Annotated in this window: 19 protein-coding genes; 14 read left to right on the plus strand and 5 right to left on the minus strand. The window is 42.6% G+C overall.

Going from position 1 to position 17312, the window contains the following annotated elements; all coding sequences use genetic code 11:
- Positions 1 to 2 precede the first annotated feature (2 nt).
- Both SG35_RS10350 and SG35_RS10355 read right to left on the minus strand, forming a co-directional pair.
- A complete protein-coding gene (locus SG35_RS10350; protein WP_084693031.1) occupies positions 3 to 308 on the minus strand; it encodes a type II toxin-antitoxin system RelE/ParE family toxin in 306 nt (101 codons plus the stop codon).
- Complete coding sequence (locus SG35_RS10355) at positions 308 to 556, minus strand: type II toxin-antitoxin system ParD family antitoxin (protein ID WP_044836260.1); 249 nt, start codon at positions 554 to 556, stop codon at positions 308 to 310. Before SG35_RS10355 ends, SG35_RS10350 begins: the two co-directional genes overlap by 1 nt.
- A gap of 476 nt (positions 557 to 1032) precedes the next feature.
- On the opposite strand from SG35_RS10355, the gene SG35_RS10360 reads away from it, so the two are divergent.
- From SG35_RS10360 to SG35_RS10370, 3 genes are read left to right on the plus strand one after another with little or no spacing between them, the layout of a single operon-like run.
- Positions 1033 to 2214, plus strand: a complete 1182-nt coding sequence (locus tag SG35_RS10360) for a thiamine pyrophosphate-dependent dehydrogenase E1 component subunit alpha (protein ID WP_044836278.1) — start codon at positions 1033 to 1035, stop codon at positions 2212 to 2214.
- A gap of 2 nt (positions 2215 to 2216) precedes the next feature.
- The gene (locus SG35_RS10365) at positions 2217 to 3194 is read left to right on the plus strand and encodes an alpha-ketoacid dehydrogenase subunit beta (RefSeq protein ID WP_044836259.1); all 978 of its coding nucleotides are present in this window, start codon (positions 2217 to 2219) and stop codon (positions 3192 to 3194) included.
- Positions 3195 to 3204: 10 nt separating this feature from the next.
- Complete coding sequence (locus SG35_RS10370; RefSeq protein ID WP_044836258.1) at positions 3205 to 4791, plus strand: dihydrolipoyllysine-residue acetyltransferase; 1587 nt, start codon at positions 3205 to 3207, stop codon at positions 4789 to 4791.
- 74 nt (positions 4792 to 4865) lie between these two features.
- On the opposite strand, the gene SG35_RS10375 is transcribed toward SG35_RS10370, so the two are convergent.
- Entirely contained in the window at positions 4866 to 5252 is a 387-nt protein-coding gene (locus SG35_RS10375; protein ID WP_053043485.1) for a DoxX family protein, read from the minus strand.
- A gap of 194 nt (positions 5253 to 5446) precedes the next feature.
- Here SG35_RS10375 and SG35_RS10380 point away from each other — a divergent pair, with 194 nt between their 5' ends.
- From SG35_RS10380 to SG35_RS10390, 3 genes are all read left to right on the plus strand, one after another.
- Positions 5447 to 6343, plus strand: coding sequence for a LysR family transcriptional regulator (locus SG35_RS10380; RefSeq protein ID WP_152646850.1), 897 nt, complete (start codon positions 5447 to 5449; stop codon positions 6341 to 6343).
- Between the two features lie 337 nt (positions 6344 to 6680).
- The gene (locus SG35_RS10385) at positions 6681 to 6887 is read left to right on the plus strand and encodes a ribbon-helix-helix domain-containing protein (RefSeq protein ID WP_152646849.1); all 207 of its coding nucleotides are present in this window, start codon (positions 6681 to 6683) and stop codon (positions 6885 to 6887) included.
- Between the two features lie 58 nt (positions 6888 to 6945).
- Positions 6946 to 8214, plus strand: a complete 1269-nt coding sequence (locus SG35_RS10390; RefSeq protein WP_053043484.1) for a YncE family protein — start codon at positions 6946 to 6948, stop codon at positions 8212 to 8214.
- 116 nt (positions 8215 to 8330) lie between these two features.
- On the opposite strand, the gene SG35_RS10395 is transcribed toward SG35_RS10390, so the two are convergent.
- On the minus strand, positions 8331 to 9005 hold the full coding sequence (locus SG35_RS10395; RefSeq protein ID WP_044836255.1) for a hypothetical protein: 675 nt from the start codon (positions 9003 to 9005) through the stop codon (positions 8331 to 8333).
- 203 nt (positions 9006 to 9208) lie between these two features.
- On the opposite strand from SG35_RS10395, the gene SG35_RS10400 reads away from it, so the two are divergent.
- The 3 genes from SG35_RS10400 (at position 9209) to SG35_RS10410 (ending at position 10894) form a co-directional block, all read left to right on the plus strand.
- The gene (locus tag SG35_RS10400) at positions 9209 to 9631 is read left to right on the plus strand and encodes a hypothetical protein (RefSeq protein ID WP_044836254.1); all 423 of its coding nucleotides are present in this window, start codon (positions 9209 to 9211) and stop codon (positions 9629 to 9631) included.
- 112 nt (positions 9632 to 9743) lie between these two features.
- Positions 9744 to 10124, plus strand: coding sequence for a hypothetical protein (locus SG35_RS10405; protein ID WP_044836253.1), 381 nt, complete (start codon positions 9744 to 9746; stop codon positions 10122 to 10124).
- Positions 10125 to 10294: 170 nt separating this feature from the next.
- Entirely contained in the window at positions 10295 to 10894 is a 600-nt protein-coding gene (locus SG35_RS10410) for a Crp/Fnr family transcriptional regulator (RefSeq protein ID WP_044836252.1), read from the plus strand.
- Between the two features lie 468 nt (positions 10895 to 11362).
- On the opposite strand, the gene SG35_RS10415 is transcribed toward SG35_RS10410, so the two are convergent.
- The gene (locus tag SG35_RS10415) at positions 11363 to 12844 is read right to left on the minus strand and encodes a hypothetical protein (RefSeq protein WP_044836251.1); all 1482 of its coding nucleotides are present in this window, start codon (positions 12842 to 12844) and stop codon (positions 11363 to 11365) included.
- Positions 12845 to 13208: 364 nt separating this feature from the next.
- Between SG35_RS10415 and SG35_RS10420 the strand changes: the two genes are divergently transcribed.
- The 5 genes from SG35_RS10420 (at position 13209) to SG35_RS10440 (ending at position 17288) form a co-directional block, all read left to right on the plus strand.
- Positions 13209 to 13664, plus strand: a complete 456-nt coding sequence (locus tag SG35_RS10420; protein ID WP_044836250.1) for a hypothetical protein — start codon at positions 13209 to 13211, stop codon at positions 13662 to 13664.
- Positions 13661 to 14485 (plus strand): UbiA family prenyltransferase, encoded by an 825-nt coding sequence (locus SG35_RS10425; protein ID WP_084693030.1) that lies wholly within the window; start codon positions 13661 to 13663, stop codon positions 14483 to 14485. The genes SG35_RS10420 and SG35_RS10425 overlap by 4 nt, the downstream gene beginning before the upstream one ends.
- 579 nt (positions 14486 to 15064) lie before the next feature.
- Positions 15065 to 16042 carry an SEL1-like repeat protein gene (locus tag SG35_RS10430; RefSeq protein WP_044836248.1) on the plus strand — a complete coding sequence of 326 codons (978 nt, stop codon included), beginning with the start codon at positions 15065 to 15067 and terminating at the stop codon, positions 16040 to 16042.
- A 49-nt stretch (positions 16043 to 16091) separates the two neighbouring features.
- Positions 16092 to 17024 carry a hypothetical protein gene (locus tag SG35_RS10435; RefSeq protein WP_053043482.1) on the plus strand — a complete coding sequence of 311 codons (933 nt, stop codon included), beginning with the start codon at positions 16092 to 16094 and terminating at the stop codon, positions 17022 to 17024.
- Between the two features lie 102 nt (positions 17025 to 17126).
- The gene (locus SG35_RS10440; protein ID WP_160298408.1) at positions 17127 to 17288 is read left to right on the plus strand and encodes a hypothetical protein; all 162 of its coding nucleotides are present in this window, start codon (positions 17127 to 17129) and stop codon (positions 17286 to 17288) included.
- Positions 17289 to 17312 lie beyond the last annotated feature (24 nt).

A 17312-nucleotide genomic window follows, 5' to 3' on the forward strand; every position in this document is an offset into this window, starting at 1 on the left:
AGTTAATAATTACTGGAATGAAAATAATGGATAATGTCCATTTTTTTATGGGGAATGCCTATGATATCTATGCCTTGGCGATGGATAAGGTAAAAGATAACATGCTGCCCTTGTGCGAAGCTGTAATAACCTTCATGGATATCTGCTCTATGCTTGCCAAGCTTTGGGTTTTCCGCAAGAGTATTAAAGGCTGCTTCCAGGTTCTTAAGGTAAATGTTTCGTTGGTTTTTCCCCCATTGTTGTTCCGTATATCGAGCTATATTTTTTAGAGCATCACGGGCTTGGGGTGTGACCCGGTATTTTGCCATTACTCGTTATTATCTAAATCGGCAATTAATGAATCCATAGAAAAGTCATCAACGAAGTCCCCTGAGGCAGCTTGTTGAGCCCCTGTTGCCAAATGTGCTCTTAGGGCGGCCAATTTAGTTTTACGCTCTTCCATAGTGCGCAATGCATCGCGAACAACTTCACTGGCGGAGCCGTAACGGCCACTGGCTATTTCATCTTTAATGAAGGCTTCCCAATGCTCGCCCAGGCTGAGACTTGTCGTGGCCATATCTACCTCAATTATTCATATTTAACAAATTTGAATATAGCTTGGATAATAAAATAAGGCAATGCAGGGAAGTAAAGGGTAGCCACAGGGCGGGGGTCATGAAAGTTAATTAATCGCTATTCGCTAATATTTATTCACTGGCCCGATATTTTCTTCGTCCGGGACTTACGGCACTTTTTAGCCATTTATCCAGTTGTTTATTCTGCTTTTTATCAGGTTTTTCATCAGCTAAGTCATGACCGGTGTCTTTAAACTGTAAACTTAACTGCTCAAACTGACGCAGTAAATCTTAGTGCTTTTCTTTGCTAATGCTTGAATATCAGTTTACGTAAAGGTAAAGTGCTGGGCGATTATTACATGACAACAAGCTATAACTCGAGTGCTGCTAAAGACTGCTGTCTAAGGACTATACTACAAGCAGCTAGATTTAAGGATAACTCACCTTGCCCCGCAAGGCTTATAATAAAGAGAATGTTATGAACACTGAGATATATAACGAAGGGCCGGTTGTACACAAGCCTGTTTTTATTGACGGTCATTCAGTTGAAATTCCAATCCTCAAAGTATTACAACAAGATGGCACCCTGTATCCGGGGGCAGAATTACCCGAAATCGATCAGGAATTAGCCACTAAGGTATATAAAACTTTGGCTTTTCACCGGGTATTGGATGAACGTATGGTAGCGGCCCAGCGTCAGGGACGGGTCAGCTTCTATATGGCGGCACTGGGCGAAGAAGCCACCAGTGTCGGCGGTGCGGCGGCGTTAAAAGATCAGGACATGATCATGGCCCAGTACCGCGAGCAGGGCGCTTTAATGTTCCGTGGTTTCTCCACCGAGCAGTTTATGAACCAGATGTTCAGCAATGAAAAAGATCTGGGTAAAGGGCGTCAGATGCCGATCCACTACGGCAGCAACGAACTTAATTACATGACCATTTCTTCTCCGTTAGGCACCCAAATTCCACAAGCGTCGGGTTATGCCTATGGTCAAAAATTACAAGGTTTAGATGCCGTTACTATCTGTTATTTTGGTGAAGGCGCCGCCTCTGAAGGCGACTTCCATGCCGGTTTGAATATGGCAGCGGTGCATAAAGCGCCGGTTATTTTCTTCTGCCGCAACAATGGTTATGCCATTTCTACTCCGTCTGACGAGCAATATGTCGGTAACGGTATCGCCTCGCGCGGTGTCGGTTACGGCATTAAAACCATACGTATCGACGGTAACGATATCCTGGCGGTCATGAAAGCGGTGCAACTGGCGCGTGAATACGCGTTAAAAGAAAGCGCACCTGTGATCATTGAAGCCATGTCTTATCGCCTGGGGGCGCATTCAACTTCCGATGATCCGTCCGGTTACCGTACCCGCGAAGAAGAAGCAAAATGGCAGGCCCATGATCCGATTTTACGCATGAAGAACTGGATGCTGGCGCAACAATGGTGGGATGAAGCCCAGGAAGAAACCTTGTTTGAAGGGTTACGTGAAGAAGTCTTGGCTGCGGTAAAAGTAGCTGAGAAAATTGAAAAACCTGAACTTCAAGAAATGGTTAACGACGTTTACGATGTTCCACCCAAGCATTTACAAGATCAATTGGATGCGCTGGCTGAGCACATCAAGAAATATCCTGATGCTTATCCTGTCACTTCAGGGAGATTATAATTATGGCGCAAATGAATTTATTACAAGCAATTAATAATGCGCTTGATATTGCAATGGCGGATAACGATCGCGCCCTTTGTTTTGGTGAAGATGTTGGCCATTTTGGCGGTGTATTCCGTGCTACCAGCGGTTTGCAGGACAAGTACGGTAAAGAGCGTTGTTTCAATACTCCGTTAACCGAGCAGGGCATTATCGGTTTTGCCAACGGCCTGGCGGCCCAGGGCAGTGTGCCGATTGCTGAAATCCAGTTTGCCGATTATATTTTCCCGGCGTTCGATCAAATCGTCAACGAGTCCGCCAAGTTCCGCTACCGCAGCGGTAACGAATTTGATGTCGGTAACTTAACAATCCGCAGCCCGTACGGCGGCGGTATTGCCGGCGGTTTATACCACAGCCAGTCGCCGGAAGCCTACTTCACCCATACCCCGGGCCTGAAAGTCGTGGTTCCCCGCAACCCGTACCAGGCCAAAGGTCTGCTCTTGGCCTCTATCCGTGACGACAACCCGGTGATCTTTTTTGAACCTAAGCGTTTATACCGCGCATCTACCGGTGAAGTACCGGAAGAAGATTACCAGTTGCCATTAGGTAAAGCGGACGTGGTCACCACAGGTGACGACATCACTTTACTTGCCTGGGGCGCACAAATGGAAATCATGGAAAAAGCCGCAGAAATGGCGTCTGCCGACGGCATTTCCTGTGAAGTGATTGACCTTCGCTCTATTTTGCCTTGGGACGTAGAAACCATCGCCAACTCGGTAACCAAAACCGGGCGTTTAGTGATCAGCCATGAAGCCCCGGTAACCAGTGGTTTTGCCGGTGAAATTGCCGCCACCATTCAGCAGGAATGTTTCTTACACTTAGAATCGCCTATTGAACGTGTTTGTGGCCTGGATACCCCGTATCCGCTGGCGCAGGAAAAGGAATATATTCCGGATCACTTAAAAGTATACGAAGCGATCAAACGCAGCATCAATTACTAGGATTATCAGCATGAGCATTGATTTTATATTACCCGATATCGGCGAAGGTATCGTTGAATGTGAACTGGTTGAATGGCTGGTAAATGAAGGGGATATTATCGAAGAAGATCAGCCGGTTGCTGATGTGATGACAGATAAAGCCCTGGTACAAATTCCGGCGATGCATGCCGGCAAGGTCGACAAGCTGTATTACAGTAAAGGAGACATTGCCAAGGTACACGCGCCTTTATTTGCCATGACCCCTGAAGGCGGCGCCGGCGAAGCTGCGCCTGCGGCTTCATCTGAGCCGGTACAGGAAGCCGCTCCGGCTCCTGTAGCAGCAAATGGTGCCAGCAATGTTGAAGACTTTATCTTACCGGATATCGGTGAAGGTATCGTGGAATGTGAGCTGGTAGAATGGCTGGTCGCGGAAGGCGATGTCATTGAAGAAGATCAGGCAGTTGCCGATGTTATGACAGACAAGGCGCTGGTACAGATCCCCGCCATGCATGCCGGTAAAGTAGTTAAGCTTTACTACAACAAGGGCGATATCGCTAAAGTACATTCTCCCTTGTTTGCCATTGAAGTTGCTGGTGGCGCCGCTCAACCTGCTGCTGCACCTGTAGCTGCGCCAGCCCAGGCTCCTGCTGCGGCGCAAACACCGGCGCCTGTGCAGGCGGCGGCTGCCGGTAACGGTGAAGCCAAGAAAACCGTAAACGGCAAAGCCATTGCCAGCCCTGCGGTCAGACGTATCGCCCGCGAGCTTAATGTTAACATTCATGAAATTCCCGGCAGCGGTAAGAAAGGTCGGGTGTATAAAGATGATGTTATTGCCTTTAAAGAAGGCGGTGCTGCTCCGGCTCCTGCTGGCAAGAGTGCGGCGGTAACTAGCCCGGCAGCTGCTGTAGAAGGTAGCGTTAAAGTTGAGCCTATCCGCGGTATCAAGGCGGCGATGGCCAAAGCGATGACAGAGTCGGTATCGACCATTCCTCACTTTACCTATTGTGAAGAAATCGATATGACCAATTTGATCAAACTGCGCGGCGAGCTTAAAGAAGTATACGCCAAGCAGGACATTAAATTGACCATGATGCCGTTCTTTATGAAGGCGATGTCGCTGGCATTAAAACAGTTCCCGGTGATCAACTCGCAAGTCAATGCCGACTGCACCGAGATCAGCTATTTCAGCGATCACAACATCGGTATGGCGGTTGACTCTAAAGTGGGCTTGCTGGTACCCAATGTTAAGCAGGTGCAAACCAAGTCTATTTTAGATCTGGCCAAAGACATCAGCCGGTTAACACAAGATGCCCGTGACGGCCGTGTTGCCGGCGACGACTTAAAAGGCGGTACTATTACCATCTCGAATATCGGCGCCATCGGCGGTACGGTTGCTACCCCTATTATCAATAAACCGGAAGCGGCGATTGTTGCTTTAGGCAAGGTACAAAACCTGCCGCGCTTTAATGATAAAGGTGAAGTGGAAGCCCGTGCCATCATGCAGGTGAGCTGGTCTGGCGACCACAGAGTTATCGACGGCGGCTCAATTGCCCGTTTCAATAACCTGTGGAAGTCGTTCCTGGAAGAGCCTACCAATATGCTGGTGCATATGAGTTAAGCGCTTGCTATAAACTATTGTGAAAACCCGCTGCGGCGGGTTTTTTAGTATCTATGCCTTTAGATCAATAGCCTTTAGATTAATAAATCTTTGCCGGGCTTTCCCCTGACCTTATTGCTTAACAGATAAGAAAGTATGACCGCTATCAGGCCCATATAGGCGTGATAAGGCGTGTCTCCAGAACTTACATGGGCACTGGTCGCCAACAGCAGGTTTATAAAATAGGCGGCATAAACCATTTCTTTTAAATTGTTATAACGGTTGAAAATTAATATCAGCAACGCCAGTAACTTCAAAGCCGCGAGCGGGTAAATGATATAAGTGGGATAACCAAACTTGATAAAGAAGCCGGCCATCATTTCATGTAAAAAAACGTAGCTAAACACCGACCAGCCGAGCAATAAAAATATCAGACCCGTACTAAACCAATACAGGAGTTTTTGGGGAGTAGTTGCATTCATAAAAATTTCTCCATTTCAAAGTTAACAGGGATAAAAGAGACAACCCGGCTGCAGCGCGGAGCCAATACCTGACTAAAGCTGTTATTCCGGTTGTCACTTGGTTGTTGAGGGGAAGTTTATTGTTTTGATAAAAGTTAGTAAACACCTTAAAATCGAACTGATAAGCACTTTATTCCGAACAATCTGGAGGGGATGTGCAAACAATATTAAAAGATATTCGAAAAATGGTGGTATTTGCTCAGGTTGCTGCCGACGGTTCGTTCACCCGTGCTGCGCAGTCTCTTAATTTGGGTAAAGCTTCAGTGAGTGAGCAGATTAGTCAGTTAGAGCACGAGCTAAAAGTATCGCTGTTAAATCGCTCAACCCGGCGGGTTAGCCTAACCGAAGCCGGCGAGATATTTTTAAGCCATTGCCGGCAGATGATAGAACAGGCCCAGGCAGCGCATGATAGTGTCAGCGGTTTAAGCGAACTTCCCCATGGCAAGCTCAGGGTTTCTACTACGGTCGATTTTAGTGTCTTTCAGCTTGCTCCGCTATTGGCCGGGTTCCGGCAAAAATTCCCGGACATTCGGCTGGAGATAGTGCCCGATGACGGTATTACCGACCTGGTGGCCGAACAGATTGATATTGCGATTCGCATTGGCAAGCCTGACGATTCCTCTTATCGCTATCGTTTACTGAGAAGGTTTCAGCTGGTCATGGTTGCCGGGAAAGGTTATTGCGAGCAATTTGATTTACCTGAAACCCTGGCTGATTTGCTGGATCACCAATGGATTTCTTTAACCTTACAAACGAACACGATAAAGCTGTCGGGTTTGAAGCATGGACAGCACCAGCAAATAGAGGTTATTCCTGCGTATGCCAGCAGCTCTCCGATGTTAAGCCATACTATGGTCAAAGAAAACTTAGGTATTGCGATGTTGCCTGAATTTCTGGTTGAGAGGGAAATACAAGCGGGCAACATGGTGCGGGTGCTGAAGGATTATGAGTTTATCAAAGGAGAAGTTTGTGTGCTGTATCCCTATTCATTACAGGTGCCTGCGAAAACGCGCGTTTTTATTGATTATTTACTGCAAGCAATGCCCTGTTAACTCTTGCAGCTGATTAAACGCTTGATAACAATGCAGTGCAGGGTATGGGGGAAGCAATTATTTTTAAATCCCATTTTTCTTAAACTTTTACTAAGGCTATTGCAAAAGCGGAGCGTAAGGTTTTCGCACGTCGGTTCTTTTGATCTTTATCAAATAATAACCCTGCATTTCCTAATTACTTTCCTTTATGTGACTTAGTCACAGAAGTCTGTTGCTAGACACGGCACACTCTCATGGTAATTCAATGGCTTGCAAGTGATTATCATTATCATCTATGATCCGGCCCGGTTTATAACCGCCTTGAGCTGACCAACAATTTTTATACGGAGGTAATTTTGTGTCTGGCAACATGACTATTCAACTTAATCCAGAGCTTAACCACCAACTGGAAAAACTGGCCAGGGCCAAACGCAGCCCGACAGCATTTTTGCTCGAAGAAGCTATCACTAACTTTATCAAACTGAACCAAAACCAGGACCAGCCCCTGTCGGCAGAGCAGGACACTCACTATGATGCCGATTTCTTTTTTGGTGCGCATATTTAACAGCTGCTATTAAACATCTTTAATCGTTAATTAGAAGTACACATACAAGGAAAGCTTAATGAAAAGTAAACACAAATATTTTAACTCGTTGTTATTGGCGGCAAGTTTATCCACGGCAGCGGTAACATCAAGTGTTGCTGCAACAGAGGTCCCGCTGGAGGAAGACGGTTTCGAAATTGTGGCCTATTACGGCGATAAACTTGAAGATCGTGTGGTGGTGGTTGATGTGAACAACATGACCTTAAAAAGCGCCAATGCCACCTATGGTACAGATCCCTACCCGGTGGATAAAGCCGGTGATTTGGACAAGGTATATGCGGTAACCCGTGGCAGCAACTCCATGGATGTCATCGACTCGCAAACTTTTGAACAAATTGGCCTGGTAGAGTTACCCCATTACCCGCGCTCGGCAGAAGCCTACAATGCCCACATGCGTTTGCAGCTGGTGACCGGCGCAGACAAACCTATGGCCAGCCTGATTGATATCGATACAGATACCGTCATCGCCTCGGTGGGTGAAAATATTGTGTATGAAGCCAACGGCGATTACGGCGGCAGCAATGCCACCGGACATCCGTTCTGGTTCTCCAAGAAAAGATTTGCCCTGATTGACCGCCCGAACCGCACGATTCATGTGTATAAGGTGCGTTTAAAAAGAAACGGTGAATACAAGGTGACAGAGCTAAGCTCCATCGCGACACCTACCGCGGTACATCACCTGATGCAGGGGGAAAGAAAACGTATCTTTTATGCCCTGGCCGAAGGCTCGGCGCAAAACAATTACGCGCCGCTGGTGATCAAATACAAGATGCAAAAAGGCGTTTTAACCGAGCTTGCCCAAACCTCCCTGGCACAAGACTCAATAGAAGTTATGGGCAGCCATCACGCCAATATGCACCCCGACGGACAGCACATGTATATCGGCTCCACCGAAGGCAATTTATATGTGCTTGATACCGAAACCATGACCATAGTGAAAACCATTGAAGTTGGCCTGGGAGCAGGACACACCACCTTTGCGCCGGACAGAAACCTGGCGATTGTCACCAACCACAAAGACACCTTTGTCTCTGTGATTGATACCACCACGCACAGCCTGATCAAAAATGTGACCGTAAGCGGCGCGCAGAAAAACGGCACTATTTTGCAGTCTCATACCAGCCTGGTTTCACCGGATATGAACTACTTTTATGCCTTTGCCACCGACAATGGTATTTTCTTTGAGCTTGACTTAAATACCCTGGAAGTAAGCCGCACCCTGGAAACCGGCGGTACACCTTTACAAGGCGTATTCTTATGTGACGGGCAAAGCTGCTCAGGCATGTAAGACATTACAGACTTGTTGTCTACAAGGATGAAGCCTTATACATGACTAAGGCATGTACCCAGGGACGGGTCCCCCCATTTTCTGCTGATGTGCCGCCAAGGTATAGGGGCATAAAGTCAGCCAGTAAAAACCAGGCCTTTAGCGCTAACACTGCTGAGTGTTTTTTTAATCTCCGCTTTTTCTTGTTCGTTTTTCTCATCAATGAAGCCCTGCAATGCCGGGATAACCTGAGCTTTTAATTTCCCCCGGGTCAGTAGCCCCAACGCCAGTAAGGCATGATCGGTTGCCATGATAATAGGGGTTTTATCACTCACCACCTGGTTTGCGTGTTTTGCCACCTCTATTAGTGCATCAACACTTGCACTCTCAGTTAACAGCCCGGCGTTGACATACAGGGCATATGCAGCCTGCAACAGGGTATCTTTATGTGTTAATGCTTTGCAGATGCATTGTTCTATGTCTTTCGACCACAGTTTTTTGCTGACCCGGCCTAACGCTTCAATCACTAAATCATGATGGCCGGTGTCAGCCAATGCCAGTAGCTGGCTAATAGTTTCCGGGGTTATGGTGACCCGGCGAAAAATACTGATGGTACAACCGTCAAGAGTGCTTTCTCCCCGGTGGGTTAAATAAGGCGCCAGTTCGGGCAACACCGCTTCGAGTGGTTTGAATTGTTTCGGCCTGCCGCTTTCTTCGATAACTTTTACTGCTTTAGACAGTTGATAAAAGGCCCGGGCCTGTTCGCTGTCGGTTAAGGTGAAGCACTGATGAATAAGGGTATTGAGATCCATAAACCTAATCCTGGGTAAGGGGGTTAATTATTACCGGCAAGGGATTCTTGAGCTGTTGCGGTGAATATGTCACACTTTTTCGTCGAATGTAAGTATGAAGCTCTCGGGTTATATCGGTAAAGATAAGCCTTTAAGGCACCTTAAACCATGAAAACACAGCAACTAAATTTAACTACCTCGGGCCGTTTAAAGGGCAATGGGGAGTGGTTTTTGAGGTGCTGATAGACGGCAAACCCCTGTCTGAGTTAGCCCTGGCTTTTGAAGCAACCCTTGGCGATGATTGTGAGGGCGGCTATGTTGGGGCGCTCGGCTCTTTCGATGTCTTAAAAAATGCCGTGAAGACGACGAAAAATGACCGGCAGTTGATCATGCCCTTAATGTGTGAATGTGGCCGCTGGGAATGTGCGTTTATCGTGTGCCGGATGAGGGTAGGCAGTAAACTGGTGCGCTGGTCGCACTGGCAACATGATTACCGGGATGAATCATATCGGCCCGGTGACTTTGACGGCTTTGACTATAGCGGCTTTACCACCTTGGTTTTTGAAAAATCGGCTTATATGCAGGAGCTAAAAAAAGCACAGCGCATTGCCGAAGCCTTTGACGATAGCGAGCAAAACCCGGCTTAAATGAATGATGCCGGATGGTGTTATCCTAAACCGTGATAGCCCTGGCTATTAGCGATAGCGAAATATTTCAGTAAACAGCTCTGCAAACAATAACAACACAAGGAACGAACCTTTGAATTTATGGTATCTTTTTCCGGAGCTTCTTCTTGATATTAAAGGGATTTTGTATCTGCCGTATCTCGCCCTGGTATTAAATGCCGGGCTGCTTTACCAGTTTTACAAAAGCAGATCGCAGCGCAAGGTTTTATTAACTTTTATTGTTTTGTCAGCCACTGCCAGCACATTTGCCTGGTTCGGTTTAATCAACCGTACCTTTGAAGTTATTGCCCCCGTTTTGTTGTTGATGATCGCCTTGATGCCGCTCGTTATTTTAGTGAGCAAGTTAATAAAAAAGCAGAAAAGCAATATTGTCTGTTGGAGTGTTGCCAGCCTGGCCGGGCTAAGTCACTGCCTGGCTTGGGCCGTGTGGATGAGGGCATTGATGGGGAGTTAGTTATTTTTTCCTTTTAGGTGGAGTTAATGATTTCACCGGCGTTAACTTTGATTGAAAATAATAATTGTATGCTTGTTCTTGATTATTATAGCCACAGCTAAAGCCAAGCGAGTTAACGGATTAGCGCCAGATTTATTAACTTATCTCATTAATGTTAGCGTGGACTCTTTATGAACAAGATACCTTGCGTAGTGGATGAATACGACACCATTCACTTAAATGCACGCCATAAAGTGTTTGATCAGGGACAGATATGCAACAACTACATCGTTGTGACCTCAGGCATGGTAAAAGTCTATACCCGTTCAAACGAAGGCAAAGAATTAGTGTTATACCGGATACAGCCGGGGGAGATATGCGTGCTGACCACCTCGTGTTTAATGGGCTACAGCCATTATCCCGCCGAAGCGGTAACCGAAACTGAGGTGAGTGCCCGGGTGATCCCCCGCCGTGACTTTGAGCTGCTTATCGGTGAGTCACCGGCCTTTCGCGAATTTGTGTTTCAAAATTTTAGCCTGCGCCTGGTAGATTTAATGTCGCAACTGGAGTTTATCGCCCTGGAAAGTGTCGGCTACCGGCTGAATAAATATCTGTATAAAAATGCTAACCGGGATAATCGCATTATTGCCACCCATCAGGAAATTTCTACCGAAATTGGCTCGGCGCGGGAAGTGGTTAGTCGGCATTTAAAGGCATTGGAGAAACAGCAGGCGATTGTGTTGCATCGTGGTTCTATTGAGTTAATTAATCCGCAGGTGTTATTAAACTAGCTATTATACGATTGATAATCAGGGTAATAATTACTGGTTTAATGGCAATAAGTGATTAACCCTTTATTTTTGTTTTTTCTCCAGCCCTTAATTCATAAGGGCTTGTTTTTTCTTTCTTGAATTGCACTTATTAGTTGAATTCAAATCTGAAAAAAGGGGTAAAATAGTAGTAATAGCTATTGTTCTTTAAAAATCAGATTGTTAGTGCAAAAATTCTTTAGTTCACTGCCGAATAGGCAGCTTAGAAATGCCAGACAACTAAAGCTTAATCTATCCTTTTGTTCATTGCCGGACGCATACCGATAACAGGTGATTTATCGTAGAAGCAAGTGAAATAAAGCCCCTCCCGAATCTATTTAATTTGGGTAGAGTAACCATATATGCTCGGTTCTGATATATGAAACATATCACCAAAAAATTATCATAGTTGGCTTGTTTATTGCCCTATGAGGTACTACTTTGGTTATTTTATCCATTATTTTCAATCTGAACCTGGCCTGTATTGACTTTCCACAATGGTGCCCCGAGCAGAATAAGTAAGATACTTAAAATCAAAACAGGTCCCATTGTAGGCATCGAAAAAATCCACAGCGTGAACTCATAAAGCCAGAGTGAAATAGGAATGTCATAATAGTACACACTTAAAAACAGTCCCCCTCCGACTAGAACAAATGGTGATAACACATAAAAAATATACCAAGTAGCTGCCACCAATAACCACATTTTCTGCTTGCCATGGCGGTGAAGAAAACTTGCTAGTTGATGACCTCCAATATTAACGGCAGCAGCAACTAAACCGAGTAGGATATGGAGCAAGGTCGGGATTAAGGTAGTAACCACCATCAGAGTAATAAATAACCCTTGGCCTCTAGGTTCATTAACCGCATCCCGCGCCACCTCTCGCCAATTTAGCTCTGGTAGTGATGTATTTACCACATAAAAAACTTCAATGGTTAACGGCAGTAATAAACACAAAATCACCAAAAGCAAACAAGCGATAATTAAATCGACCAATATATGAATAATAAAGCCATACCCCGCATCAGGGGCACTAGCTTTTTTAAGAAAATAACGGCTCCAAAACCATGAAATATAATCTATCAGGGCATTAATCAGCGGTAACAAACTTATAAACAACAGCATGAATACAGTATTAACATTAAGATTAGTATGGCCAAAAGCAGTAGCGAAAACTCCACCAAGAACAATAGCAAAAATGAAACCAACAGCTAAAGCTAAAGCGCCAACACCAGCGACAGCAAAAGCGAAAGCACCAGATAAAATAAAAAAGAAAGCTAAAACGACAGCGAAAACACTAGTAAAATCATCAGATAAAATGGTAGTCGTAATATCAAAGAATGCGTTAGATAAATCACCAGCCCCTAACCCAGTGACAGTTACAGCAAAAACAAAAGCGAAAATGACATTAAAGGTGAAAGTACCAAGAATAACAAATGTAACTACCGAAGATAAGAAACGTTCAGGTATACGACAGACATTCACCAACTTAACGGCAACGGTTTCAAAATATCTAAGCAAATAAAAAAATAAACCAAAACCAAGAATGAGCCATACTAATAAAAAGAAGCGGTAAAGTGGCTGATTTATTTCAGGTAAAAAAACAAAACTTGCAATTTTTCCATTGCCTCCAAGTAACCAAGACAATAAAAAGGCGAATAAAGGGTAAATATAGGCTATTGATAAACAACGATTAAATGCACTCAATGAAAGAGCAGGTCCAAAAAATAGCTCCAGTCGTTTCAGTACACTGGCTATCCAAGAATGATAAAGAAAAACCCAGCTTTTCTTTGTTATAGCATTTACAATGCTCTTTCTAGTATTTTCATCTTCAAGTTTTTGAGCAAGCCCATTAATAACAGTCCAAAGAAAACCTAAAATAGCCACTATCAGGCTCGGTAATACCCACCACGGCGTTTCTTGATTTTCCATCACATTCCTTTGCTATTTTACACTTATTTAACATACCGTGAATATTTCGCAAAATAAAGTCCTTTCAAAAGAACTTATAAGATAAAGATGCTTGCATCCCCTTAATTTAGTGCTGCCGCAAAGCCAAAGCCAAAGCCAAAGCCAAAGCCAATAGCCAATAGCCAATAGCCAATAGCAATAACTTGAGGACTTACAAAAAATAAAAAAACATTGTATATTTAACGGCTTGAGATTAGCGCTTTAGGAATTAAGTATTTGTTTTTATATGGGGTTATAGTTGTTTCTTACATTCAAGTGACGTTGCCTTAATCAGGTAATCTCCCCCTCAAATACAATTCTATTATATGTAAAATGGAATACTACTTTGGAAATTAACAATACGAATAGTGAATTTTACAAAACTGAATATACAGAAATAGGGGTGAACTTAAGACACCTGAACGACATTAGATCTAGAACTTATCAATACGCTACAACAATGAGCGGAATATTAATTGTAGGATTAACTACTATTTTAAGTATTAATCATGAAATTAGCATAGGCCTAATTATCTTCCTTACATTAATATCATTATTTGGAATGTTAGTGGCTACTAGTGCTTATTTTATTGAGTCTAGATCTGTCAAGCATTTTAGCATTTTGGTCAAAAGAGCAATTGCTCTTGAAAACGAGAGTGGTGTGGCAGGTCAAATGACGCTCAGTAATAGTAACCTTGAAGGTAAGAAATCCCAAATATCAAATTATATGAAAGCCTTATATGTAGGTTCAATTCTTTTTTGGTTCATTGCTCCATTGTCCATATATTTAGTAAAGTCATGACAGCCCTATTATCATTACTAAGACTTCGCACATCCTCATTTGCAGCCTTAATTTCATGTGCATCATATGTAAACTCAACTAATGAATTTTTATTGAGAATATTTATTATCTTGTTTATAACTGCTTTCTTAGTAACATCATTTGGTTTTGTCATTAATGATTATATAGATAGGGAGAAAGATTTAGTTGGGCGATATGATAAAGCAATCCCTTTAAAAAAGGTTAGTCCCCGAAATGCTTTGATTTTGGCTTCATGCCTGCTCGGCTTTTTTATGTTTACCACTTATCAATTACCTTCTGAAGCGCAAGAGTTAACTTTATTAATCACAATACTACTTGTAGCGTATTCATTTATTAACAATCAATATGGTATTGCCTCTAATATACTAGTAGCAGTTTTATGTGTTCTTATTATGCTCCTTGGTGTGGAATCTGGAACTGGTCATATTCCTATTGAATTAATAGGGGCAATGATATCTGTCTTCTTTTTCATTTTTGGTAGAGAAATTTTACTTGATATAACTGATAAATTATCCGATTCATCGACTGGTAAATCATCTTTATGCTTGTCCTATGGCGACAATACCGCAATAGTGATAAGCATGTCTAGCGTTGCCATTGCAATGATTTCAGCCTTGTTAACAGGTATAATTGGTGAATCAATGCTCTACATTTTAATATCCTCCTTAGGAGCTAATGTTATTACTGGAGTATTGGTAATAAAAGTTCTGACGCAAAGCAAGTCAGGAGTTGTTAGTTTTATAAATTACTCTTTTATGCCATTTACAATGATTATTTTATCTATTTTCTTAGCTGTGTAACGTGGCAAAAAATTCAATTATCTAGTCTGACACATAAAGATAAGTATACGTCCGCCGAACACCACCTAGCTAATTTTGACTTTCCATGGTAACAGTGATTCAAGATCAACTGCTTTATTCGCCATCTGGTGGCTTGGTTGGTGCCGGTGCATTAGATGATCGTTTAACAAACTTTAATAAAGGTTGTGTTGAAAAGTCAGCGGGAACTTGAAGAGGTACGTAATGGCTATCAGACCAAAATGCTCAAGTTGGCGAACAAAGCTGGACATCCAAAACTTGCTACTAGCCATAATTAGTCAATATATCCTATAGTTAGCCAATAAATGCAGAAATTATGGAGGATATGCTATGTTCAGTTTTGATAAACTATGGGAATCTCATCCAACTAATACCAATGAAGATAATCCTTGTACAACAAATGGGAAAAAACTTCACTAATCAGTGTGCAATTAGAGTTGGGGTAGGCCTAAATAGTACCGTAGATTACCCTTCAGCTACTTGGGTTTCGTATCCTTTATCTTTGCAGCTTTAAGATTTGCCCTTAAAATTGAATTACCACAATATTTACAGGAAACAAATATGGCTCCTCCCCAAAAAAAGTACAAAAAAATAAAATTGTATGGGTCTATTTTTGTGATTTTTATGGTGTTTTTAACATTTGTGTTTGTGGGGGAGCTATTTGATTTTAATGTGAATACTGAAAATATTGTTCCTTCTAACCATAAGAATGACACCGATAACTTAGAGATTATTCATTTTAAAAATGACAAAGGAAATATATCGCCTGATAGGGCAATAACAGAAGATACCAAAGCACCTTTCTTGATAGAAAAGCACACACCTTCAACAACGCTACACGGTTCTTTGTTGGATCATTTGGATGATTTGAATAATAAATATAAGTCAGGTGATTATGAGGCTGGCTATGTTCTCGCGGTAAATTTAAGTAATTGTTTTTACACGAAAGATAATGAATCTCAATTCAAAGAGGAGTTTGCAGAAATTGAGAACAATTTAACCACTAATAATGATTTAAGAGAAGAGTTACCTGAACATGTTCAACAGTTCCACTTTTGTTTTGGCGTTTCAAGAAAAATTAGAAATACATATTTTGAAATTGTAAGAAATATGGCAAATGAGAATTACCCACCGGCACAAGTTTTATTTTCAATGCTGACACCGCCGGAGCTGCTTGATGAAAAACTTTCTGAACTACCAGCCTCCAAACAAAGCGAATTAATTGAAGCTTATATGACTGAATCAAATAGATTTTTAGAGAGTGCAGCTTACGCCGGGAGTCTTCATGCCATGATGAATTTAGCCAATAACTATCAATACGGAAATAAAGTTGCTAAAAACCCAATAAAGGCCCTGTCACTTAATCTGGCTTTATTGGAATTTACAGAAAATAATGAACTCTACATTGAAATTGAAAAGACTCGTTTAGCCCTGGAAGGAAATTTATCAAGTGAAGAGTTAAATGAGGCAAATACACTTAGCAACGAAATTATTAAAAAAATAAGGAAAAACAGAACACTGTATAAATTCCCCCTCTAGCAGGGGATTAGCTGTAATTTCACTAATAAAATAACTCAAAGGAACTGTTATGAAATTGCTCAAATGTATCTGTATATCAATTATTCTTACCTTTTCATTTATTGCCAATGCAAAATATTATGTTTTTTATGCAGGTGATTTACCTCATCCTCTAGGTGACGATAATACCATTACTGGCTGGGATTACACTCAAAGGGTCGAAGTAAATAAAGTAAAACTGCAATGGGACACAGCCGATGTTCTTCACATAATAGGGATTAATGGCAATGGGACTAAATATTACAATGCTGCGGGTAATTTCATTCCGGCTACCAGTACTCAAATAACCTATGCAAAGAATCAGGGAGAAGTTGTCCTGAGGAGTGAGCCAAATTTACCTGATGAAGATGAAGAAGACTGTGAAGATGGCCCGGATGGAACAGAGTCTGAATGTACTTGCCCCATAGTGATTGATTTAGGACAAGACGGCATTCACTTTGGGGACGCTGGCGTAGGTGTAAACTTTGATTTATTAAACAACGGTCAACCTAAATTAATGCAATGGGTTAAAGCAAATGAAAATGATGCATTCCTTGTTTGGGATGCTAACGGCAACGGGGTAGTAGATAACGGTAGTGAATTATTTGGTAGTGGGAGCACACTACTAAATAGCGGAGTTAAAGCTGCTAATGGCTATGAAGCACTTGGTCAGTTTGATTTAGAAGAACTTGGTGGCAATAATGATGGATTTATTACCAGTGCAGATAATGTTTGGTCTTCTCTTTCCCTATGGTTAGATTTAAATGCTGATGGTATATCAACAGTAGAAGAAATGTTATCGCTAGAGGAATTTGAAATAAGCACACTTGCTGTGACACCGAAAGTAAATAATAGGCATGATTCGTCTGGTAACTGGCTGCCATATTGGTCATGGGCTACATCAGATCAACAAAATGGCAATAAGAAATACAAAATGGTTGATGTGTTTTTCAAGCCTCTTTAATACGTAGTGGAGAGTGAACAGCCTCTGAATTTTTTACCTGACAATGTTGATTAAGGCAGGTAGCATAATGCGACCACATTTATTAACAAAGGAAGCATAAAAATGTCGGAAGTGGAAAAATTAAGTGAGGGGCGTCACATGGTTTATATGAGCCGTCAAGAGGCGATAGAGACAATTGAATCGTTAGCTTCACAATTAGGCGAAAATACTGAGGGGCCGATTAGAATGTTATCTGTATCAGATGACGCTCCAGATATCGATTAACCAAGTTACAAACTTAAGATTTTT

This window comes from Thalassomonas actiniarum, assembly GCF_000948975.2.
Classification (GTDB): domain Bacteria; phylum Pseudomonadota; class Gammaproteobacteria; order Enterobacterales; family Alteromonadaceae; genus Thalassomonas; species Thalassomonas actiniarum.